At 59.1% G+C, this 22,076-nt stretch carries 15 protein-coding genes, 1 rRNA gene and 1 pseudogene; 9 read left to right on the top strand and 8 right to left on the bottom strand.

Annotated elements, in window-relative coordinates; genetic code table 11:
* A 5S ribosomal RNA gene (gene rrf, locus ACP7B0_RS23050) occupies positions 1-94 on the top strand; the annotation flags it as partial.
* Positions 95-172: 78 nt separating this feature from the next.
* Here rrf and ACP7B0_RS23045 read toward each other — a convergent pair.
* The 5 genes from ACP7B0_RS23045 to ACP7B0_RS23025 all read right to left on the bottom strand — a co-directional run bounded on the left by ACP7B0_RS23045 (position 173) and on the right by ACP7B0_RS23025 (position 7,381).
* Positions 173-640, bottom strand: coding sequence for an SRPBCC family protein (locus ACP7B0_RS23045; RefSeq protein ID WP_426144045.1), 468 nt, complete (start codon positions 638-640; stop codon positions 173-175).
* 33 nt (positions 641-673) lie between these two features.
* Positions 674-4,105, bottom strand: coding sequence for a non-ribosomal peptide synthetase (locus ACP7B0_RS23040; RefSeq protein ID WP_426144044.1), 3,432 nt, complete (start codon positions 4,103-4,105; stop codon positions 674-676).
* Positions 4,102-5,049, bottom strand: a complete 948-nt coding sequence (locus ACP7B0_RS23035) for a diiron oxygenase (protein ID WP_426144043.1) — start codon at positions 5,047-5,049, stop codon at positions 4,102-4,104. The genes ACP7B0_RS23040 and ACP7B0_RS23035 overlap by 4 nt, the downstream gene beginning before the upstream one ends.
* A gap of 18 nt (positions 5,050-5,067) precedes the next feature.
* The gene (locus ACP7B0_RS23030) at positions 5,068-5,874 is read right to left on the bottom strand and encodes a DUF3050 domain-containing protein (RefSeq protein WP_426144042.1); all 807 of its coding nucleotides are present in this window, start codon (positions 5,872-5,874) and stop codon (positions 5,068-5,070) included.
* A gap of 781 nt (positions 5,875-6,655) precedes the next feature.
* Positions 6,656-7,381 (bottom strand): GntR family transcriptional regulator, encoded by a 726-nt coding sequence (locus ACP7B0_RS23025; RefSeq protein ID WP_426144041.1) that lies wholly within the window; start codon positions 7,379-7,381, stop codon positions 6,656-6,658.
* A 282-nt stretch (positions 7,382-7,663) separates the two neighbouring features.
* Here ACP7B0_RS23025 and lapG point away from each other — a divergent pair, with 282 nt between their 5' ends.
* The gene (gene lapG / locus ACP7B0_RS23020; protein WP_426144040.1) at positions 7,664-8,359 is read left to right on the top strand and encodes a cysteine protease LapG; all 696 of its coding nucleotides are present in this window, start codon (positions 7,664-7,666) and stop codon (positions 8,357-8,359) included.
* A 23-nt stretch (positions 8,360-8,382) separates the two neighbouring features.
* A complete protein-coding gene (gene lapD / locus ACP7B0_RS23015; RefSeq protein ID WP_426144039.1) occupies positions 8,383-10,329 on the top strand; it encodes a cyclic di-GMP receptor LapD in 1,947 nt (648 codons plus the stop codon).
* Between the two features lies 1 nt (position 10,330).
* Here the strand turns inward: lapD and ACP7B0_RS23010 are convergent, their stop codons facing one another.
* Positions 10,331-11,536, bottom strand: a complete 1,206-nt coding sequence (locus ACP7B0_RS23010) for an MFS transporter (protein WP_426144038.1) — start codon at positions 11,534-11,536, stop codon at positions 10,331-10,333.
* Between the two features lie 102 nt (positions 11,537-11,638).
* Between ACP7B0_RS23010 and ACP7B0_RS23005 the strand changes: the two genes are divergently transcribed.
* From ACP7B0_RS23005 to ACP7B0_RS22995, 3 genes are all read left to right on the top strand, one after another.
* The gene (locus ACP7B0_RS23005) at positions 11,639-12,604 is read left to right on the top strand and encodes a LysR family transcriptional regulator (RefSeq protein ID WP_426144036.1); all 966 of its coding nucleotides are present in this window, start codon (positions 11,639-11,641) and stop codon (positions 12,602-12,604) included.
* Positions 12,605-13,027: 423 nt separating this feature from the next.
* Positions 13,028-14,650, top strand: coding sequence for an acyl-CoA synthetase (locus ACP7B0_RS23000; RefSeq protein ID WP_426144035.1), 1,623 nt, complete (start codon positions 13,028-13,030; stop codon positions 14,648-14,650).
* Between the two features lie 99 nt (positions 14,651-14,749).
* Positions 14,750-15,253, top strand: coding sequence for a GNAT family N-acetyltransferase (locus ACP7B0_RS22995; RefSeq protein ID WP_426144033.1), 504 nt, complete (start codon positions 14,750-14,752; stop codon positions 15,251-15,253).
* A 46-nt stretch (positions 15,254-15,299) separates the two neighbouring features.
* Here ACP7B0_RS22995 and ACP7B0_RS22990 read toward each other — a convergent pair whose 3' ends face one another.
* Positions 15,300-16,754, bottom strand: coding sequence for a TrkH family potassium uptake protein (locus tag ACP7B0_RS22990; RefSeq protein ID WP_426144032.1), 1,455 nt, complete (start codon positions 16,752-16,754; stop codon positions 15,300-15,302).
* A gap of 221 nt (positions 16,755-16,975) precedes the next feature.
* A pseudogene (locus tag ACP7B0_RS22985) lies at positions 16,976-17,212 on the bottom strand (transposase domain-containing protein); the annotation flags it as partial.
* A 347-nt stretch (positions 17,213-17,559) separates the two neighbouring features.
* Between ACP7B0_RS22985 and ACP7B0_RS22980 the strand changes: the two are divergent.
* The 3 genes from ACP7B0_RS22980 to ACP7B0_RS22970 are packed head-to-tail and all read left to right on the top strand — an operon-like array spanning position 17,560 to position 21,928.
* A complete protein-coding gene (locus tag ACP7B0_RS22980) occupies positions 17,560-18,048 on the top strand; it encodes a cell division protein (RefSeq protein ID WP_426144030.1) in 489 nt (162 codons plus the stop codon).
* Positions 18,041-19,483, top strand: a complete 1,443-nt coding sequence (locus ACP7B0_RS22975) for a TIGR01777 family oxidoreductase (protein WP_426144029.1) — start codon at positions 18,041-18,043, stop codon at positions 19,481-19,483. The genes ACP7B0_RS22980 and ACP7B0_RS22975 overlap by 8 nt, the downstream gene beginning before the upstream one ends.
* A gap of 9 nt (positions 19,484-19,492) precedes the next feature.
* Positions 19,493-21,928, top strand: coding sequence for an alpha/beta hydrolase (locus ACP7B0_RS22970; protein ID WP_426144028.1), 2,436 nt, complete (start codon positions 19,493-19,495; stop codon positions 21,926-21,928).
* Positions 21,929-22,076 lie beyond the last annotated feature (148 nt).

The raw sequence follows: 22,076 nt of genomic DNA, 5'->3' as shown, positions 1-22,076 counted from the left end.
AACCACCTGATCCCATCCCGAACTCAGCAGTGAAACGATGCATCGCCGATGGTAGTGTGGGGTTTCCCCATGTGAGAGTAGGTCATCGTCAAGATTCAATTCCAGAACCCCTGATCGCTCACGCGTTCAGGGGTTTTGTCTTTCTGGCAGCCAAATAATCACAACGAGCAACTTAGCCAAACAAATTGCGCACGTTGTTCATTGCATTGTCAGCGAACCCCTGAAGAAACGTCTGAAACGCCGACAGCTCCTGGTACCCGTCGGCACCGGGTTCACCGATGATGGTCCAGGTGGCGACGCAACGTTCCTCACCGTGGGCCTCAACGGTCATGGCTGCCCAGAGGTTACCTATATTCAGGCTGGTGTAGATCAGCGACCAGGTCATGTACATCTCCTGATCATCTCGCGAGTTGAGTTGTTCAATGACCACGTTGCCATCCTTAAACAACTTCTTGCGGACCGAACGCACGCCGCTTCCGGTGACTTCACAGTGCGCCAGTGCCGGGATAAAGACCGGGAAGCCTGCGAAGTTGCCCACGATGTTCCACACGCGCTGTGCATCAGCAGCCACGTCCACTGCCGAGACGACGCGACAGCCTTGAGGGTTTTTGATCACAGTGTCCGGTTGCAGCTCTTTGATAAGACTCATGTTGTTTTCCTCGGGGTGGGTGGGTCAGATGAAATTGATTTCTTTCAAGTAGTCGCAGCCTTTGCGCAGCAGTGACGGCGTTTTCTCGGGATAACGTTCGCCCATTCGGCACACACCGGCCTGGGCGTTTTCGTACTCGATCATTGAGATATCGCCGATGTCTTCTTCGAAACCGTTCAGATAAAAACCGAGTACGCCGAACAGGGCGTTTTGGTTGTCGACGCGATGGAGTTGGCTTTGCCACTGGGCGACGCTGACTGTCTCGAATTCACGTCCGGCCACACGAAAAGCGTCAACATAGCCAAGCCAGCTCAACGGCTGAGGGTTGTGCAGGTTGAACACCGCATGGTCTGCCTGATAACGACCGGCGTGAAAGCCTATGAAGCGCGCCAGAAAGTCCACCGGCATCAGGTCAAAGTTCATGGCGAGCTCGGGCACCTGGCCAAGTTGCAGGGAGCCTTTGAGCATCAGCATCAGACGATTTTTCCGGGGCTGACAAACCCCTGTGATGCTGTTGAAGGCAATGTTTCCTGGGCGATAGATATTGACCCAGGCTCCTTGATCCCTGGCGCGCTGCAGAATGCGTTCGGCGACCCATTTCGACAGGTTGTAGCCATTCTTGATATAGATCGGCGGGGTCGGGGCAGCCGGTTGCTCCAGTACATTGCCCTGCGCGTCGATGGCACTTGAGGCAGACAGCGTCGAGATGAAGTTGAAGACCTTTTTACTGCGCCCTTCACATAACCGCAGGCATTCCAGAATGGGCGCGACATTGTCCCGAGCCAGCGACTCGTAGTCCTGAACGTGGTTCACATTGGCCGCGTTGTGCACCAAGGCACCGAAATCCTGATCAAGGCGCTGATAGACGTCGTTGCCCAGTCCTAGTCGGGGCAGGGTGATGTCTGCCGCGTAAACCGTCACACGAGTCAGATCAAGGTGTTCCAGACGGTTTTCCCGCAGCGAATCGAGGAAGCGCTCACGGGCTGTCTTGCCCCCACCCGGGCGCACCAGACAGGCGACCTCCGTAACACCCAACGCCAGCAACGCCTCGACGATATGCACGCCGAGGAAACCATTGGCCCCCGTGACAATCACTTTGCGTACATCGCCGAGCCGATCAGGCGGCAGGATGGGCATTTCAAGTTCAGTATTGGCGTCCTGCAAGGCTTGCGGGCTGATGGCGTCAGTCCTGGCTCCATCACTGGTGATCAGGGTCGCCAGGTTCATCAGAGTCGGGGCTTCGATAAAGCGGTTGATCGGGATGCTTCGTTTGAACTGCTCACGAATCTTCAGCAGCATCCGCGACAGCAATATCGAATGTCCGCCCAGATTGAAAAAGCTCTCATCGGTGGAGATGTCGCTGGGTGGTACCTCCAGTAGATCTGCCCAGATATCCAGCAACTGCTGTTCCGCTGCAGTCTCCGGCAGGCGGCGAGGGGCTTGGTCGATCAGATTCACCGGGATTTGCAGCAATGCCGTCCGATCTACTTTTCCGTTGTTGGCCGCGGGCATGTTGGGCAGCTCGGTGTAGGCCACCGGCCGCATGTAATCGGGCAGCAGACATTCGGCATGCGCCTTGAGTTTCTGAAGCGCGCCGTCCGCCTCGGGCTGCGACACGAAGGCCAGAATTCTTCGCCCGGCATCGATCATTACGGCCACTTGCCGATACAGACGACTGTCGCGCAGGCAGTGTTCGATTTCTTCCGGCTCAACGCGAAATCCACGAATCTTCACCTGGTTGTCGCGGCGGCCACATAGCTCGATGCCCTGCGCCGTCCACTTGGCGATGTCCCCGGTGCGGTAAGCGCGCAGCTGTTCTCCACTGGGCAGCGTGAGCCCTACATAACGTTCAGCGGTCAGCGTCGGGTTGTTCACATACCCCAGGCACACGCCAGGTCCGACGATATACAGCTCCCCTTGGGTCTGGTCTGCGACCGGCTGCAATTGCTCATCCAGGATAAACACCTGGCTGTTGGCAATCGGTTGCCCCAGGTTGCGATTGCTGCTGCCGACCTGAAACCGGCCCGCTGTAATCAGCACCGTGGCTTCAGTCGGACCATACAGATTGTGGAAGCTGCATTGCCCGGCCAGACGTTCGATAACCCAGGGTTCGCAGACGTCGCCACCGGTCATGAGGTGGTCCAGTCCCAGCGGTTGCTCCAGCGGCAAGATGCCTAACAAGGCCGGCGGAAGAAATGCGTGGCTGATGCCCCGTCGAATCAGCACCACCAACTGCAGCGGGTCACGACGCTCGTCTTCACTGGCAACCACCAGTTCAGCTCCGCAGAGCAAGGTCGGGAAAATATCGATGATCGATGAGTCGAAACTCAGGGTCGAGAATTGCAGCACCCGACTCTGCTCAGATAACCCGACATATTCCGCATACCACGCGGTGAAGTGACTAAGGTTTCTTTGACTGAGCAGGACGCCTTTGGGATGGCCTGTGGTGCCGGAGGTATAGAGCGCCATGCACGGCGCCTCTCTATCCCTGATTCCCGCCACCAGAGGGGATGCTGATTGCCGTGGCTCAATGCGACTGATGTCCAGCGCCGCAAACCCGGCCGCTGCCAACGGATGCTGCCCGTCATGCAGCAGTAATGTCGCGCCCGCGTTTTCCAGGATGTACTGCTGACGCTGCAAGGGCTGTCCCGGATCAAGCGGCAGATAGATCGCCCCGCATCCCAGAATGGCCAGGACCCCGGCGAACAGCGCGGGCGATTTGGGCAGGCAAATACCGATGACCGCAGGTTTGCCCGCGGGTTGATCGGCAATCAGGGGCAACAGTTGCTGAGCGATACCCAGGCTCAGAGCGTGCAGCTCACGGTAGGAGAAGCTTTGACCGCCGAAGGTCAAGGCGGGGCGTTCCGCGTGAACCTGCAAGCTTTCTTCGAGGCGCTCCAACAGCGGTCGCTCAGCCATCCTCAGCAGGTGCGGTTGCGCGGTCTGATTGAAACGATGTTCGAACAGGAATCGGTCGACTGCATCCAGCCCCAGCTGAATTTCGCTTTGCGGCGGCTCGGCAGTCTTGACCGACGAGAAATAGCCCGAATCCCGAGAATAACGACTGACCTGCAACGCCGCCATGTCCACCAGCGCCGCCACGGCTGCGTCGCGCAACATGCGCCCGTTGCCGGTGCTCTGCGGGTCAAGCCACTGTCGCGCGATCAGACGCTGCGCTGCGGCGGACCCATACCAGCACAGCAGTTCAAGGCGAGGCAGGCCGAGTTCACTGCTTTGACCAATGCCTACCCGCAGCGAAAGGTGTGTATGACCGCCGGTGTCGGGTCGTTCCAGTGTCCCGTCGTCGATCACGAGGCTGGGGTGCTGGATCAAGAGAGTCGTTGCAGGCATCGGGTCCGCAAACAACTGGACCTGATGACCATGGGTGGCGAGTTCGTTGTTCAATTCGCTCAAGGTCAGCGAGTGACCGACAAGCACTATCTCAAGTCGTCTCATTGTGGCGCTCCCGCAGCGGGCAGATAGCTGGCCAACGCTCGTTGCACGCAAGGCGAATCCAGCATTGAGCTGCTCTTGAAAAAGCGCACGATGTTGCCTATCAGCGGGTGATGGCGGTTGATCGGATAGCGGGCGGCTTGGGTTTCTTCACGGAGTGCCTGCTTGACCCCATCCCCCACTTGCAGGTGATCAATCAGGGTCAGGTCAAAGCGTTTCTGGATGTCGTTGGTCAGGTAATGAGTGATAAAGACCGGCATGATCTGCGCGATGCTGTCACGGTCCTGCTCGGGCGCACCTTGCCAGTAGATGCGCACCAGACGCGCCCAGAAACCCGAATGCCGCCCCTCATCCAGCAGGTGATCGGCCATCAGGCCCTTGATCGACTGCTTCACCGAGTCGTCCTTGGCAAAAGCCGCGACATCGTTGGTAACGGTATTTTCAGCGATTGCCACGCAAATCAGTTCAATCGCGCTGCGCAAGTGTTCCGGTGCCAGCGCCAGCGCATGGGGTATCGCCCGGCTCAATTCGATTTCGTCGGGCAGCGCGATAGGTTCTATGCCGGTCATGGCGATGGTCTGTTGCATGAAGTCCATTGCGACCAGCGCGTGGTAATCCTCATCGACCACCACGGTCATGGCGTCATAGCGGCAAGCAAAGGGGAAGCGAATAGCGAAGTGATCCTTGGCGATACTGCGTGCGGTCTTGTCGACGATCTCAGTCTCGAAAATCACCACATCGTTGATGAATTTGTAGAAGCTCTGGATCAGGGCGTAATCACGCATTGATGCACATTCACGGGTGAAGGTTTCGCTGAGCACCAAGGGTTGGCGACTCAGTGGATAAATGAGCTTGTCATCGTTTTCAACCATGCGCCGTGGTCGGGTACGAATCGTGGATCGACCTTCCCAGGCATCGGCAAACGACAGATAGTCTTCGGCATACATGTTGGCATCCTCCTGAGTTCAGAGCCCGACGGCCGGGATTGGCTGCGTGTCAGTAACAGGCCAGCCCACAGGTGTACGCATGCTGATGCGCAGCCTGTCCCATAGCTCGATTCGGCTCTGGACCGCGCTGATTGCGGCCTCATACACCTCTGCCTGGCGCTGCTCATCGCCATTGACCAATCGGGTCAGCAACGCTTCGGCCGCCGGGCCGTGATCCTCGGAGTCGACGTCGATATGCCGCTGCAGGTAATAGCGGAACGTGGGGGCCTGGTCGGTCGTGATGCCCCAGGCATCGAGGATGCGTTGGAACATTTGCGGTATGACGCTTTCGCGACCGTGCATGAAGGCGGCGGCAACACGATGTGCCGGCGCGTGCAGCGCGGTTGCCAGCGTTTGCGAGACGAACTCGGCTGCCGCCTGACCAGTGCCGACGCTGCGCAGTGCGGCGGAATACGGCATGCCGTCTTTTTGCAGTCGAACGAAGCGTTCGATCTGGTCGGTACTGGCGCCGATTTCCCGCATGGCGTCCAGATACAGTTCGAAATGGCTGTAATACCCTTCGGTGAGGTGATTATCCGATTCTTCCCCCAGTACGATTTCATTGATCAGCCGCGCGGCCTTGGCATCGCCCGGCGGTAGCCATGGGAGTCGCGTGCAGGTCAGTTCCTGCTGTAGACGTTTGGTCAGCGACATGAAGTCCCACACGGCAAATACATGGGTTTCCATGAACTTTCTGAGCGTGGCCATCGAGTCAATCTCGGCAAATATCGGGTGATTGCTGAGTTCGTTTTTTTTGCGATCAAGCAAGTCTTTTTGATAATGCATGGCGTTCCCTCGGCAAGTGCGAAGTTGTGTTGTTAACGTTGGAAGAGGTGTCAGTCTGACGAAGCCGAACGAACATCTCTTAACATCGTGTTGCGTTGTGTAGTTGGCTGGGGTGAAACGTTATTTTGATGTGGGCCCCGTCAATCAACGGTTTGGGCTGGTTTGCTGTCGCACCCACGAAGCCTTGCTTCCCGATCAGTACAGTGAAGGTGCGGACGTGACGATCATTGCCAGGTCCGACGTAATAAAAGTTAGATCAACTTTGGCGGCACTGGCAAATAGTATTTGTATATTTGTTTAGTTGTGGTTTTTTCAGGGTGAGTTTATTCATATAAAACTCTCGAAATAGTTTTATAGGGGCGACAGCACTGCTTCCGACTGATTAAGTCAAAATTATAAATAATGAACGAATGCCTCGTTCAGCCGTGCTGTTGTTATGAATAATTCAGGGGTTTGGTTTTTATAAGGGCAACATCGAAAGTGGCTTTAAAAGTACTTTCGTCGCCGTTCAAGAAGCTCCTTTTCTCGTCTGATTAACGCCCCTGCCCTCTACTGACAGGCATGGGTCCGAGGCCGGGGTGGCTGCGCGGGCTATCCCGGTCTCGGTCAAGGCGGAGTTTGCCTGATTCCGCAGACGCGCCAAGGCCGTGGCTTAGCAAAAGACGCGATAAGAATGGGGGGTGTTAAATGAAAGCATGCGCCGAAAGGCGGCTACGTAGGGGGGCGGGCGCAGCAGAAGAGCGCTCGCCGGGTTTCATCGCGAACGAATGTCAGTGGTAGATTATTTTCTGACGGCGGTCTTTTCCGGTGCCGCGTCTGCCTGGCTATCGAGGTATTGAGTAATGGCTTTAACGCCTCGATTGAGGTGATGCACCAAGGCTTCCACGGTTTGCTCCACCTGCTTTTGCCGGGCAAGCTCGTAGAGGTTCCAGTGGTCTTTCTGAGACAGTTTGCCCAGGCCCATCGCCGAAAGATTGAAGCGCAGGAAGCGTTCTTCCTCGTTCAGGCCCCGTTCCACCAGGGCCAGCAGCCGTTTGTTATGAGTCTTGGCGTACAGTGACATGTGGAACATGCGATTGAGTTTGCCCATCTCGCTGTAATCGGGTTCGACCTCCAGTTGCTCAATGCAACGGCGCGCCAGGGCGAAGTCATCTTCGTCCAGCAGCGGTACCGACTGACGCAAGGCCTCGGACTCCAGCAGAATGCGCAACGCATAGGCGTCCTTCGCGTCTTCGCTGATCAGCGGTGCGACCACGGCCCCTTTGTGGGTTTCTACGCGCAATAGCGACTGGGCTTCCAGTTGGCGCAATGCTTCGCGCACGGGCATGCGACTGACGCCAAATAACGTTGCCAGCTCCTGCTGACGCAGCGCACAACCGGCGGGCAGGCGACCGTCGAGGATGGCATTGCGCAGCTTTTCTTCAATTAAAGCTCTGGCCAGATGCGCGGGTGGTTGCTCATCTCCCAGAATCGCACGCAGAAAGCTTTGTCTATCGAGATTGCGCATCACCCTACTTCTTTAAGGTTGGATCCATTTGACACTAGAGTCAGCCAGGAGGGTTGTCAAACTGCGTCATTCAGATTCATTCCAGGCAGTTAGTCCTTCCTGCCGTGCATCATATCGTTCATCTGAATCAATAAGTCACCCGTTTGAAGGAAGGGTTGCGGTGTTTTGCCGCACATATTCAGTGCCATGTTGCGACAGCGGGGCGATCCAAACGGGCCATTGTCTTTCTCCTGGCGAAACTGCACCATCCAGCGCTAATGGCCAGCCACATGGAATCACTGCATGGCGGCATGCGTGGCGTTCGACCAACCCGGCCGCAGGCTTTGTATTGCGCTCGGGCTGTTTACCCTCAGCTTGATCGGTGCGGCCCATGCGGACCGAGATTTTGTCGCTATCAGTCATCGCGCCGAGGGCTTATATGGCCCGCTGGGGCAAGGGCGGGAGCGCATCGACGCCTGGCAGAATCTGTTGTCTGCACGCAGGCCGTTCAGCGAGCTGGAACAGTTGAAGCGGGTCAATGGGTTCTTCAACCGGCATCTACGCTATCGGGAAGACGACGAGTTGTGGCAACAGCCCGATTACTGGGCGACGCCGGTTGAATCGCTGATCAAGGGCGCGGGAGACTGTGAGGATTACGCCATTGCCAAGTACTTCAGCCTGCGCCGTCTGGGCATCCCCAGCGAAAAACTGCTGATCACCTACGTGAAGGCGTTGTCATTGAATCGCGCCCACATGGTGCTGACCTATTACGCCAGTCCGGCGGCCGAGCCGCTTGTTCTGGACAGTCTGATGGATGATATCGAACCCGCCAGCCGCCGTACCGATCTGCTGCCGGTGTATGCCTTCAATGGCGAAGGTGTCTGGCTGACGGCGGCATCCGGCAATAAAAGGGCGGGCGATAGCAAACGGCTTTCCCGTTGGCAGGACGTACTGAAAAAAATGCGAGCCGAAGGCTTTTCTTCAGAGCCTGAACGATAGTCTGCCCGGAGCAAGGAGTGCCGATGTCATTGTTCAAACAGTTATTGATCGCCATCTGCCTGTTTTTGGTTGTCGCCTTCAGCGGCAGCTTCCTGATCAGCCTGGAAAGCTCGCGAAGCCAATACACAGCCCAGTTGCATGCCCATGCGCAAGACGCGGCGACAGCGTTGGCGCTCTCGCTCACCCCGGTCATTGACGACCCGGCGATGACGCAACTCATGGTTTCAGCGATTTTCGACAGCGGGTATTACGCGAGCATCAACGTCGTCGACCTGGCCAGCGGTCAATCGCTGGTGCAGCGCAGCGCCCGGCCCAATGCCAATGACGTGCCCGCCTGGTTCGCCCGGTTGATTGCGCTCAAACCCGCTGATGGCAGCGCCGTGATCAATCGCGGCTGGCAGCAGGCGGCGCGGGTCGAAGTGGTCAGCCATCCGATGTTTGCCGTGGGGAAACTGTGGCAAAGCGCGCTGGGCAGTCTGGTTTGGCTATTGGCGTGCGGCCTGGTCAGTGCCGTATTGGGTGGTCTGTTGTTGCGACGCCAATTGCGGCCGCTGGATTATCTGGTGGCGCAATCCGATGCCATTGCCCGTCGAGAATTTCTCAGCCAATCGGCGTTGCCGGGCACCCCTGAACTGCGGCGTGTGGTTCAGGCGATGAACCAGATGGTGGACAAGCTGCAGGCGTTGTTTGTGGAACACAGCCAGCGCACCGAGCAGCTGCGCGCCGAGGCCTGGCAGGACAGCCTGACCGGTCTGGGTAACCGGCGTTATTTCGATATGCAGCTGGCGGAGCATTTGGCGTATCGGGAAGAGGCGTGTTCGGGTTATCTGCTGCTGTTGCGGGTCAATGACCTGGCAGGAATGAATGAGCGTTTGGGCGGCCATCGAACCGACGCCCTGTTGTTGGCGATTGGCGAACTGCTGACGCGTCATTGCGTTGTTCATCCTGAAACGCGCCACCTCATTGCCCGTAATCGAGGTGGCGAATTTGCCGTGCTGGCTCCGGGCATGGCTCGGGATAGCGTCCTTTCGCTGGTTGAGAATCTGCAAGTCAGCCTTGCCAGCCTGCAAGAAACCGGTGCGTCTGATGTCACGCCGGTTGCATTGATTGGGGTCGTGCCCTTTCAACCCGGTGACTCACCGTCAACCTTGTTTGGCCGGGCCGATCAGGCGTTGGTCGAGGCGCAGACGAACGATGACGCTGGCTTGAGCATCGCCCCGCGCAGCGACGCTTCCGGCCCGGAAGACGATCACCACGCGTGGTACCTCATGCTGGATCAAGCGTTGACCCGGCACCACTTTCAGCTTTTCCTCCAGCCGGTGGTGGACACACGTGACACGGCGCAGGTACTGCACCACAAGGTGCTCGCCCGCTTGCGCGATCCACAGGGGCAGTTGCTACCGGCCGGTCGTTTTCTGCCGTGGATCGAACGCTTTGGCTGGTCGTCGAGGCTGGATCTGCTGATGCTCGAATCCACGTTTGAGCTGCTGGCTCAGCGCAGCATACCCCTGGCGTTGAGTGTGTCCGTGACGACCCTGGAAAACCCGGTCAGCCGTGCGCAAGCCTTTGACTTGCTGCGGCGGCAGGCGCACCTGGCCTCGCGGCTGACGCTGGAAATCGACGGCCGACGCCTAGCGGGGGAGGCCGGGTTGCAGGTGCTGACCACCGGGCTTCATGAGCTGGGCTATGCCTTGGCGGTGCAGCACTTTGGCGGTCGCTTCAGCATGATCGGCAATCTGTCGAGTCTGGGGCTGGCCTACTTGAAGATTGACGGCAGCTACATCCGCAACATGGATATAGAAGTGCATAAACGCCTGTTTATCGAGGCGCTCCAGCGCGCCGCCCACAGCATCGACCTGCCGTTGATTGCCGAACGTGTGGAGACTGACGGCGAGTTGCGCGTCATTCGCGAGATGGGCATTCAGGGGGCTCAGGGTCAGTTGTTTGGAGCGCCTGCGCCTTGGCAATGACTCAGGCGCTGCCAGGGTCTTCCAGGTACTGAACAGCGGGCGCCAGCGCTACGCTGCGTCCGCTCCAGAAGCACAACGCACCGCCGATGGCGGTGAGCCCGGCCAGGACGTAGAACATGGTCGGCGCTGGCGCGTGGATCAGCAGATAGCCGCAAATGACCGGGCTCAATGCGCCGCCGAATGCCGCCAGGTTTTGCGCGCCGTAGTAACTGCCCCGCAGGTTTTCGGGCGCGATAGTGTCGACGAACAGATATTCGGCGGGGTAGATGATCATTTCACCCAGCGTGAAAACGAACATCGCGATGCACCACGCCAGCATGCTTTGGGAAAAACTGAACGCCACCAGACCGATCACGAACAGCGCGGTGCCCAGTACGATCCAGCGGGGCAAATGCTCGCGCTTGAGAAAGCGTCCGATCTGGTACTGCAACAGGATCACCGTCACCGCGTTGCACGCCAGCATCGCGGAAAGAATCTTGAGCGCTTCGGCTGCCGACGCCTGGGTCACCAGCAAAAACTGCGACAGATACAGCGTGAAGCGCCCGTGGACGATGGTGCTCAAGAGGCTGCCGCTGGTGAAGAGGATCAGCGTGCGGTCGTTTTTCAAGGTGCGCAGCGTGCTCAGGAAACGTTGGGGTTTTATAGCGTCGCTGCGCTGGGTCGGCGGGATGCCAATCATCAAAAACAGGCTGCCGAAGGCGATGGCGCTGGCGATGAAAAAGGGTGCCAGGGGCCAATGCCCGGCGATGATCACCCCCAGCATCGGGCCGGTGGCGTAGCCGATATTGGTGAGTGTATAGCGCAGGGAGAAGGCCCTGGCGCGCTGGCCGATGGGCAGGTTTTCACTGATGATCGCCTTGGAACCGATCAGGAACAATGCCGAAGCCGTTTCGGTGATCACCAGTGTCAGTGTGGTCAGGTACACGTCATGGGCGAAGGTCAGCAGCGCAAAGCCAATCGAGCTGGACAACATGGCCACGATCAGCAGTTTGCGTTTTTCCAGACGATCAATGATGTAGCCGCCATACAGCCCGAGCAGGGTTGCCAGAAACACCGCAATCCCCATCAGCAAGCCGACATCCTGTTGATCGAGCCCCAATCGAGTGCTCAGGAACAGGGTCAGCAACGGGCTGGTAATCGCGCGGCTGACGACAATGGTCAGCGAGCAGATCATCAGGCGCCGGATAACAAGCGAGTAGGTGGCCACGCGGTGTTGACGTCCTTGAGGTGAAGTTGCCAATCAGGGTCGGCTATGTTCGTATCGTGCCTCGCAGCCTGTTGAAAAAGGCATCTGAGGTCAATCAGCTTTATGGACATTCCACTTTCCGGTTCTGGAAACTTGCCCCCCAAGCCCGGAAACCGTCCACCGCTGTCGCTCAGCGGTCTGGATTTCAAACTGTTGCGAGTGTTCAAGACGGTGGTCGAGGCGGGTGGTTTCAGCGCTGCGCAAAGTGAACTCAACGTCGGCCTGGCCACCATCAGCAAACAGATTTCCGATCTGGAAATTCGTCTCGGCATGCGGCTGTGCACCCGGGGTCGGGAAGGCTTCTGTCTGACCGAAGAAGGCAAGCTGGTGTATCAGGCCTCCATTGATTTATTTGCCTCGGTGGACAGTTTTCGTGACCGGCTCAGTTCTGCGCAGAACGAGCTGACCGGTGACTTGAACATCGGTGTGATCGACAACACCTTTCAGGACCCCAACTCGCCGCTGATTGACGCATTGCGCAGGCTGCACGATGACGCGCCCAAGGTCCGGCTGCGCCTGCATGCCGCGCCGCTGGATGACATTGAACGCGGCATCGTTGAAGGGCGGCTGATGGTCGGGGTTGTTCCGGTTTATCAGCGCCGGGAGGAGTTTGATTACTTCGAGCTGTACCAGGAAACGTCGAACGCCTACTGCGCAAAAGGCCATCCGCTGTTTGAGGTGGATGAGCGCCGGATTGATGTCGATGTGCTGCGAGGGTGTGAAGTGGTCAACCATCGTTATGCCTTGCACGGCGACAAGGCCAACTTCGTCACCTTTGACGGCCAATCAGCCACGGCGTCTCAGGTGGAGGCGGTAGCGATGCTGGTCCTGACGGGACGGTTTATCGGTTTTCTACCGGATCATTTCGCGGCGCACCTGGTGCGCGACGGTCTGTTGCGTGCGCTGCGGCCCGACCTGATCAATATTCGTACGGACTTGAACATGATCCTGCGCCATAACGCACCCCGCAGCCCATTGGTCAAAGCGTTTGCGGCGGCGTTGGGGGTCGATCTGAAGGTGCTGGAATAAGCTATTGCCGGGTTTTCGGACCTGGTTTGTTGTAAGTCAGGTGGCAACTGAGCTTTTGTGCCGACCAACAAAAAACCCGCCGAGGCGGGTTTTCTTCAAGACCATTCCAACATCCTGTCGGTAGCCCTCCGGGCCATGGTCGATCATCCTTGATCCTGTGCGCGTCCGGCGCATCAGTTGTTGGAATTGATACTAGGCTTGTAGGCGAGGCGCGGACAGAGTCAATCGCCATCAAGTGATGTAAGCCTTTCGCCATAACTTGGGAGGCTGGTGTGGCACATCTGTTCTGAAAGCGCAATTGACATAAAGGAGCCAGCGCTGGCGCCTCAAGGCGGCTATAAAGTGGGATAGCCGTTAATTGAAATCACCGGCCCCGCGCGAAAAGCGAAGGGTTCAGAGCTAATAATTCGCCAAGGTGTTCCCATGTCCATTTACCACCACGGGCTCGATAAAGGCCCTGCCAACCATATCGCACTGACCCCGCTCAGCTTCATTGAGCGCACGGCCGCGACCTATCCGGATTATCCGGCCGTGATCCACGGCGCGATTCGACGCACCTGGGCGCAGACCTATACCCGGTGTCGACAACTCGCTTCGGCCTTGAGCCAGCTCGGTGTCAGCGAGGGCGACACGGTGGCGGTGATGTTGCCGAACATTCCAGCCATGCTGGACGTGCACTTCGCCGTACCCATGCTGGGCGCTGTGCTCAATACCCTGAATGTGCGTCTCGATGCCCCGACCATTGCGTTCATGCTCACCCACGCCCAGGCCAAGGTGCTGATCGCCGACCGCGAGTTTCATGCGGTGGTTCGCGACGCGCTGGCGCTGCTGGAAAACCCGCCCCTGCTGATCGATGTCGACGATCCCGAGTATGGCCAGGGCCAGCGGCTCAGTGATCTGGATTACGAAGCGCTGCTGGCCAGCGGCGATCCCGATTTCGAGTGGCAATGGCCGCAGGATGAATGGGCCCCCATCTCGCTCAACTACACCTCCGGCACCACCGGCGATCCCAAAGGCGTGGTCTACCACCATCGCGGCGCGTTTCTGAATGCCATCGGCAATCAGATGGCATGGGGCATGGGCCTGCATCCGGTGTATTTGTGGACCTTGCCGATGTTCCATTGCAACGGCTGGTGCTACCCGTGGACCATCACGGCCCAGGCCGGAACCCATGTGTTTTTACGCCGGGTCGACGCGCAGAAAATCATTGCGTTGATCCGCGAGCATCGCGTCAGCCACCTGTGCGGTGCCCCCATTGTGCTTAACGGGCTGGCGAATCTGCCTGATGCGGCCACCATCAGCTTCGAGCACCCGGTTCACGCCATGACCGCCGGGGCTGCACCGCCGGCCAAAGTCATCGCCTCCGTGGAAGCCATGGGCATCTGTATCACTCACGCTTACGGCCTGACCGAAACCTATGGTCCGGTAACCGTCTGTGCGTGGAAGGCCGAGTGGGATGAGCTGACCGCCGACGATCGGGCTACGGTGAAGGCCCGGCAAGGCGTGCGCTATCCGACGCTCGAAGGTGTCATGGTCGCTGATCCGCTGACCCATCAGCCGGTGCCCAAGGACGGCAAGACCATTGGCGAAATCTACATGCGCGGTAACACCGTCATGAAAGGTTATCTGGGCAACCCCAAGGCAACCGATCAGGCCTTCGACGGCGGCTGGTTTCATTCCGGCGACCTCGCGGTCTGGCACCCTGACGGTTATCTGGAAATCCGCGACCGCCTCAAGGACATCATCATTTCCGGCGGCGAGAACATCTCGACCATTGAAGTCGAAAGCACGCTGTATCGGCACCCCGCCATTCTCGAAGCGGCCGTGGTCGCCAAACCTGACGAAAAATGGGGCGAAACACCTTGCGCCTTCGTCACCCTCAAAGAGGGCCATGACGCGGTCACCGAAGCAGACATCATCCAGTTTTGTCGGGAACATATGGCAGGCTTCAAAGTGCCCAAAAATGTCGTTTTCGCCGTGCTGCCCAAAACATCGACCGGCAAGATCCAGAAGTATTTGTTGAGGGAATGGGCCACAGGGGCGTGACGCCGTGCAGATAGCCCCGTCACCGGATGCAGTCTGCGGTTCCTGCGTCCGGCTGCATCTGTCAAAACCCGACCGTCCAACCCGCGGAGAACCCCTACCGTGCAAACCCCAGCCCCCGCTGATATCCAGGTATCGCGCTTTGAACCCGCCGATCAACAAGGTGTGATTGACGTGATCGTGCCTATCCAGCGCGAAGAATTCGGTATCGCCATTACCGCCCAGGACCAACCCGACTTGAAGTCCATCCCTGATTTTTATCAGACCGGCACGGGAGACTTCTGGGTTGCGAAACAAGGCCAACACGTCATTGGCACCATCGGCCTCAAAGACATTGGCGCCCGCCAGGCCGCGCTGCGCAAAATGTTTGTCGCCGCGCCGTTTCGTGGGCGCGAGCTGGGTGTGGCGGCGCTGCTCCTGAATACGTTGCTGGAAGAAGCCCTGAGTCGGGGTGTAAAGGATATCTACCTGGGCACTACCGACACGTTTCTCGCGGCGCACCGTTTTTACGAGAAGAATGGCTTTACCGAAGTGGCTAAAGCGCAATTGCCCGACAGCTTTCCGGTCATGGCGGTGGACAGCAAGTTTTACGTACGACGGTGCTGAATCCGGGGCGGTAGCGAATGCGCGCAGACCGCGCTGACGCACCGCCTCAATGTCTCCAGAACACGGGCGTCACCAGCACCAGCGCGGTCAGGATTTCGAGCCGTCCCAGCAACATCCCAATGGTCAGCAGCCATTTCGCCATGTCTGGCAGCGTGGAAAAGTTGCCGGCCGGACCGATAGTCGGCCCCAATCCTGGCCCCACGTTGCATACCGCCGTGGCCGCCGCCGTTACGGCAGTAATCAAGTCCAGGCCCATCAACGCCAGCGCTAGGGCGATCACACCGATGGTCAGCGTGAACAGAAAAGAAAAGGTCAGCAGGGAGCGGACGATCTCATTATCAATCGGGTGGCCGTTGTATTTCTTGCTGATCACGGCCCGGGGGTGAATCAACTGCTTCAAGTTACCGGTCAGCAGGGACAGCGCCACCTGGAAGCGGAAAATCTTGAGCCCGCCGGCCGTCGATCCAGAGCATCCCCCGACAAACGTCAGGTAGAAAAACAGCATCACGGAAAAGCTGCCCCATAGGGTGTAATCCCCCAGCGCGACCCCTGTTGTGGTGACCACTGACGTCACGTTGACCGCCACGATGCGCACCGCCTCCCACCAGCCATAGTCACTGTGCCGACACAGCCATGTGCCCACCAGCAGCCAGGTCAAGATCAGAAACACCAGAAACCCCCGGACCTGCTGGTCCCTGAACAAGGCTGCCGCGTTACCCCTGGAGGCGGCGACATAGAGGGTGAAGGGCAACGACCCCAGGATCATGACCACCACCGAAACCCAATGCACGCTGGGCTGCGGCCAGTTGGCCAGCGATGCGTCAGACGTGGAAAAGCCGCCGGTGGAAATCAGCGCCATGGCGTGATTGATGGCTTCGAACAGCGTCATGCCCGCGAGCCACAAGGCGACAACGGATAGCGTTGTCAGCCCCACATACAGTCCGAGAATGTACTTGGCGGCGACGTGGGAGCGGGGCGTGACTTTTTCTGACCAGTCCGAAGATTCGGTCTGGAACAAACGCATGCCGCCCACCCTGAGCAACGGCAGGACCGCCACCGCCATCCCGATAAAACCGATGCCACCCAGCCAATGCAACATCGAGCGCCAGATCAACAGGCCCGGGGAGGCGCGGTCCAGACCGGTCAACACGGTCGAGCCGGTGGTGGTGATGCCCGACATGGTTTCGAAAAAGCCGTCGGTGTAGCTGATTTGACTGATGAACACCATGGGGAGCGCGGCGAAAGCGCACACGATGACCCAACTGGCGGTGGTCAGCAGGTACATATCCCGCGCCTGCAGTTGAACGCTCTCGGGCCGTCCCCGAAACATCAGTAGCGCACCGCACGCGAAGGTAATCAGGCTCGACCAGACGAAGGCCGGAAAGTCATCGCGGCGGTCGTAGATCCAGAGGGTCAACAGCGGCACCACCATGCTGACGGCCAGCGCGATGAGGATAATGCCGAGAATGAAACCGATGAGCCGCAGAACTGCGCCGGACATGAAAACACCTGGGGCAAAACCGGTAAAGATAGGGACTGGTGAGCGCAGTGTCGCGTAAATTTTCCATAAAGAAAGCCCGCGTTTCAGCGGCTGGCAACCGCACGATGAGGCTGGAGGTCAGCGGATTATCTTCGGCCGCGTTCTTTGAAAACCCAGGTGTCAGGTGAGCCTTCGATCTGTAAGCGTCCGCCGAAGTCACCTTGCATGACTCAGGCAGATACCTACTGATGCGGCAGCAGTTGGTCGATCTCACTCGCTCGCTGCGTCGGCAGCCGCGTCAGCACGTATTTGAGATAAGCGTACGGATCATGCCCATTCATGCGCGCCGGCTGGATCAGACTCATGATCGCCGCCGCTCGCATGCCGCTGCGAAGCGACCCGGCAAACAGCCAGTTCGAGCGTCCAAGTGCCCACGGCCTGATCTGGTTTTCGACTGGATTATTGTCGATAGGTGTAGCGGTTCGATAACATCGGCGGCTCGACCCAATTACATCGCTCGATTCGGGACCACATTAGCTGAGAATATCGAGCCGCTCCGGCTCACAATAGGTGAGAGTGAGCCCACATTACTTGAGAATGAACATCGCATCACAGCGGTACTCCAGCAACCAATAGCCGATCATGCAGTCCTTGTGTCCTTCTGCTGCGAGCTGACCGTATAGGGTGCCATTTCGCCCCCAGCTGGAACCGACCCGATTAATGTGAGATCACGGGTAGCGTCAGTCGCAGTTAATCTGAGTCGAAAATCGCGTTGATTGCGAGCACGGCTGTTTTCGATCGCAAGCCCTTACACTTAGGAAACGGTATGCCAGCCCCATCAAACGCCCTTCGCTCTGCACTAGTGCTTTGGTTGTACGCCGCGGCCCTAGTGCATCTACTAGTCAGCCTCGCGCTGACCTGGGCCGGCCATTCGGGATTACTCGACGGTTACCTACAAACCATCGAACAAGCCTTCTGGGCAACCGACGCCGTACCCATCGCCGCCCGCGCCCAACAAGTCTGGTGGGTCGCCTTATTCGGCGCCACGCTGCAAAGCTACTCCCTCTACATGCTCGCCCTCGTGCGCATCGGCCATCGACTGAGAAGTCCCATGGCCTGGGGCTGGTTAATCGCCGGCATCGTGCTGTGGGCGCCGCAAGACATGTGGGTCTCCGCCCAGGCTCGTGTCTGGTCACACCTGTGGTTCGACAGCCTCGCGCTGCTCACCCTGCTGCCGCCGCTGTTCTGGCTCTATCGCCATGACCGCCGCACCGCCCCTTCAAACAACACGCCGAGTGACGCCAACCATGTCTGATTTTTCTCTCCTGGATTGGGCGGTCGCGCTGCTTATTGCCCAAGCCATTCTCGGGGCGCTGGATACCCTCTATCACCACGAACTCACTGTCGCGTTGCCTTATCGGCACAGCGCTCGGCTGGAGTTGTCGATCCACGCGCTGCGGTCGTGTTTCTACGGGATTCTGTTTCTGGGCATGGCGCATCTGGCGTTTCAGGGCACGTGGGCGATTGTGATTGCGTTGCTGTTCGCACTGGAGATCGGCCTGACTCTGTGGGATTTCGTGGTCGAGGATCGCAGCCGCAAACTGCCGGCCATCGAGCGGATCATGCACACCGTGTTGGCGGTGAATGGCGGGGCGTTTTTTGCTTTGTACGGGGTGCAACTGGCGCAGTGGGCGAGTCTGCCGACGGGCCTGAGCGCGATCGATTTCGGCTGGCGCGGCTGGTTGCTGACGTTGTTCGCTGTCGGCGTGACGGCCTCGGGCATTCGCGATGGATTGGCGGCGCTGCGCATGCAGAGCGAAGGCAAGCCGTCGAACCCGTTCGCGGGCGGCGCTTATAAGCGCGTGCTGGTGACCGGTGGCACCGGGTTTATCGGTGAAGTGCTGGTCAATCAATTGCTCGACGCCGGTCACGCCGTCAGCGTGCTGGCTCGCGATCCGCTGAAAGCGGCGTACCTGTTTGATGGCCGCGCCCGGTGCCTGCGTTCGCTGAGCAAACTGGGCTACAACGAAACCTTCGACGTGGTGATCAATTTGGCCGGTGCGCCGGTGGCGGGGCCACGCTGGAGTGCCAAGCGCCAGGCGCAACTGATCGCCAGTCGGGTCAACACCACTGAAACATTGATCAGCTGGCTGAAGAACGTCCGGCGTAAACCGGCGCTGTGGGTTCAGGCCTCGGCCATTGGTTTTTACGGCGTGCGCGATGCTAGCGAAAGTCTTGATGAACGCGCCAGCAAGGGTGACGGATTCATGGCTGAGTTGTGCGCAAAATGGGAAGCCGCCGCGCAACCGGCCATCGAATTCGGCGTGCGTCAGGTGGTGCTGCGTCTGGGGGTGGTGTTCGGCCCCGGCGGCGCGTTGTTGCCGTTGCTGATTCCGTTCCGCCTGGGGTTTGGTGGGCGGATGGGCGATGGCCAACAGATCATGAGTTGGGTGCACCGCGATGATGTGATTCAAGTGATCGCCCGCGCATTCGCCGACGACAACCTGAGCGGCATCTACAACCTGGTGGCGCCGGACGCGGTCAGTCAGGCGGTGTTCGCCGAGCGTGTCGGTAAAGTCTTGAAGCGCCCGGTGTGGTTCCACATTCCGGCCACGCCGGTACGCGCACTGGCCGGCGAAATGGCGCAGTTGTTCTTCGACGGTCAGCGCGTAGTGCCCAGCCGTCTGACCGAGGCGGGTTACACGTTCCGTTACCCGACCCTCGACGCTGCCCTGTGCGATCTAGCCTGAGGACAACCCATGAGCAAGCCCCTGATGTACCTGCTGGCCGGCAACGGTGGTGCCGCCGATTGGTGGGATGACGCGTTGCCGCACTTTCAGCGCTATCAGGTGGTACCACTGGAACTACCAGGCTTCGGCAATAATCCTCAAGCCCCGTGCGAAGACCTTGCCGCCTACGCTCAGGCCCTGGTGACGGCGACCGTCAAAGGCAGCGCGATCATGGCGGTCGGGGTGAATGCGTTGCTGGTGTTGCATGCGCTACAACGTCAGCCGGGGCACTTTTGCCGCAGTGTTTTGTTGGCGCCGGTGGGGGCGTTTTTGTGGCAACGACGGCTGCCGGCATTGATGTCGCCGCTGCCCATTCGCAAAACCATTCACTGGCTACTGTCGAACAAGTCCGTGCTGTTTGCGCACAAGTTTTCCAACCAGACCTGGACGCCCGCGCAGTACCAGCGCATGGGCGCCGGCTATGCACGCTGCCGCGCATTTGTGCCGCACTGGGACCTGGTGCGGGCGGACACCGCGTTGCCGTTGCTGGAGTGGATCACCGATCCGGTCGAGTTGGTCTGGGGCGATCAGGACAATGTGCTGGGCATCGAGCAGGCTGCCGCTTGGTCGGCGATTCTGGCTCGCGCTGATCTGACTATCAGCCTGAAAACCGGTTGGGGGCATTACCCATGGATCGACTCGCCGGCCGAGTTCGCTGAGTGGCTGGAGTCGGGTGAGTGCGGATTCGTCGCTCACACCAAGGGTGGTCGGTTGCGTCTGGCCGAGTTGGCCGGGCAAGCGGTGCCGCCAGCGCTGTCACTCAATGACTGCGATGATTCACGCTTGCCGGCGTTCCTCGCCAGCCAACCGGGCGCCACGTGGGCGGTGCGTTCCTCCAGTTACGGCGAGGATCAGGCCGATGCGGCGAATGCGGGTTTGAGCACTACGTTCCTGCGCGAATCGACTTCGAACGTGCCGGCTCGTATTACCGAATTGAGCGCCGCGGGTGTTGAAGAAGTGGTGGTGCAGCGTTTCATCACACCGCAGCTGTCCGGCATCGCTTTCGTGCGTCACCTGTCGGTGGAACTGGAATGGGTGGAAGGGCATCTTGAGTCACTGGCCGATGGTCAGGTGAGTCCCGAGCGCGCAATCATTTCCCGCCTCGGCGCCTCCTGGAGCAGCGACACCTTCAAGCCTTCACTCGGCTTGACCGCTGACCTGTTGTGGCGCTTTCTACAAGACGTTTTGCGGGTCTTTCACTACGTGCCTGGCGACGTTGAATGGGCCTGGGACGGTACGAAGCTGTGGCTGTTGCAATACCGGCCGATCAGCGACTACGGTTGGCGTCGTCACCTGACGGCCGCCAACATCGCCGAAATCCTGCCACCACAACCGAGCGTTTTCGTGGAGTACGCCCAGCGACGTGCGGCGGCGAGTATTCCGGCGATCATGGCGCGTTGGGATTCGCGGGTGTTGCAGGATAACGAGCCGTTCACCGCTGTGTTTGGCGGCGCGTCGTACATCAACAATGATCTGTTTCTCGCCCGATTGGCCGACTGGGGGATCTCTGCCAGCAGCTACGCCGGTGAAGTCGGCGGCGCGACCCCGCATCTGCCTTGGCGACCGCTGCGAATGCTGCGCTCGTTGCCGTTGTTCCTGCGTATGCAGCGTATCGCGCGCGGGCATTTGCTGACGTTAGAAAAGCGCTTGCGCCGTTTCGACGAAGAACTGTCCGAGCTGATCGCCCAAGGCGCTGACGGCCAACAACTGGCCGACTGGTTCACCCGGTTTTATGTGTTCGTGGTGCAAGGCAACTTGTGCATCGCCACCTCACTGGCCAGCAGCGGCGGCGACCTGCTGGGCCGGCCGCCGACGGCTTATGACGATCTTGAAAACAGCCCGCATCGACTGCCATGGGAAACCGATCCGGCCACGCCGCGCCCGGCCCCAACGGATCTGCCATTACAGGCCTTCCCCCAATGGCCGGGGTTTATCCGCTTAGCCCATTCGACCGGCTTGCCGGGCCTGCGTGGTTACTACCTGCAAGTGCGCGAATGGTATCGCGACAACCTGATGCGGATCTTTTTTCGCCTGCACCACGCCATGCCGATGGCGGATCGAGCGCATTGGTTTGCGCCTCATCCAGACATTCGCAGCCGCGACGGCAGCTTCTGGCAGGACGGTCGCGAAGGCACCGAACAAGCCACCGGTTTCATGATTTATCCGGGGCAGGTGCAAGGGGTTCTGGGCGACGACATTTTACTCGAAGACACCCTCGATCCGGGGCAACATGCACACTACCAAGCGGCGCGGGCGGTGATTGCGCGGATGGGCGGGCGCTTGTCCCACGGCTCGACGTTGTTGCGCGAGTTGCGCAAACCTTCAGCGATACTGCCTCAAGTAGATGTGGCGTGGTTAGGGTGTGAGGTGCTGTATCGCGATGGTGAGTTGACGTTGGTGAAGTAGGGGGTGAACGCTAACGTTCTTGTGGCATGGGCGTCCGCTTAAAAAGGCTAAAACTGGTGTCCACTTAATTTAGGTGGACACCATCGCCTCAAGCGACGGTGTCAGGAAGGTGTGTTGCCCGGACGGTTAGTGCGCCAGTTAAAGCTGG

The sequence above is a fragment of the Pseudomonas sp. DWP3-1-2 genome, assembly GCF_049896285.1.
Taxonomy (GTDB): Bacteria; Pseudomonadota; Gammaproteobacteria; order Pseudomonadales; family Pseudomonadaceae; genus Aquipseudomonas.
Note: the sequence above shows the minus strand (reverse complement) of the source record. Positions and strands in the feature narration are given on the sequence as shown.

Excerpts from the sequence above, each read along its gene's own strand:
- ACP7B0_RS22970 (WP_426144028.1), top strand. The coding sequence starts at position 19,493 with ATGAGCAAGCCCCTGATGTACCTGCTGGCCGGCAACGGTGGTGCCGCC.
- ACP7B0_RS22975 (WP_426144029.1), top strand. The coding sequence starts at position 18,041 with ATGTCTGATTTTTCTCTCCTGGATTGGGCGGTCGCGCTGCTTATTGCC.
- ACP7B0_RS22990 (WP_426144032.1), bottom strand. The coding sequence starts at position 16,754 with ATGTCCGGCGCAGTTCTGCGGCTCATCGGTTTCATTCTCGGCATTATC.
- ACP7B0_RS23040 (WP_426144044.1), bottom strand. The coding sequence starts at position 4,105 with ATGAGACGACTTGAGATAGTGCTTGTCGGTCACTCGCTGACCTTGAGC.
- ACP7B0_RS22980 (WP_426144030.1), top strand. The coding sequence starts at position 17,560 with ATGCCAGCCCCATCAAACGCCCTTCGCTCTGCACTAGTGCTTTGGTTG.
- ACP7B0_RS23035 (WP_426144043.1), bottom strand. The coding sequence starts at position 5,049 with ATGTATGCCGAAGACTATCTGTCGTTTGCCGATGCCTGGGAAGGTCGA.
- ACP7B0_RS23005 (WP_426144036.1), top strand. The coding sequence starts at position 11,639 with ATGGACATTCCACTTTCCGGTTCTGGAAACTTGCCCCCCAAGCCCGGA.
- lapD (WP_426144039.1), top strand. The coding sequence starts at position 8,383 with ATGTCATTGTTCAAACAGTTATTGATCGCCATCTGCCTGTTTTTGGTT.
- lapG (WP_426144040.1), top strand. The coding sequence starts at position 7,664 with ATGGCGGCATGCGTGGCGTTCGACCAACCCGGCCGCAGGCTTTGTATT.
- ACP7B0_RS23000 (WP_426144035.1), top strand. The coding sequence starts at position 13,028 with ATGTCCATTTACCACCACGGGCTCGATAAAGGCCCTGCCAACCATATC.
- ACP7B0_RS23025 (WP_426144041.1), bottom strand. The coding sequence starts at position 7,381 with ATGCGCAATCTCGATAGACAAAGCTTTCTGCGTGCGATTCTGGGAGAT.
- ACP7B0_RS23030 (WP_426144042.1), bottom strand. The coding sequence starts at position 5,874 with ATGCATTATCAAAAAGACTTGCTTGATCGCAAAAAAAACGAACTCAGC.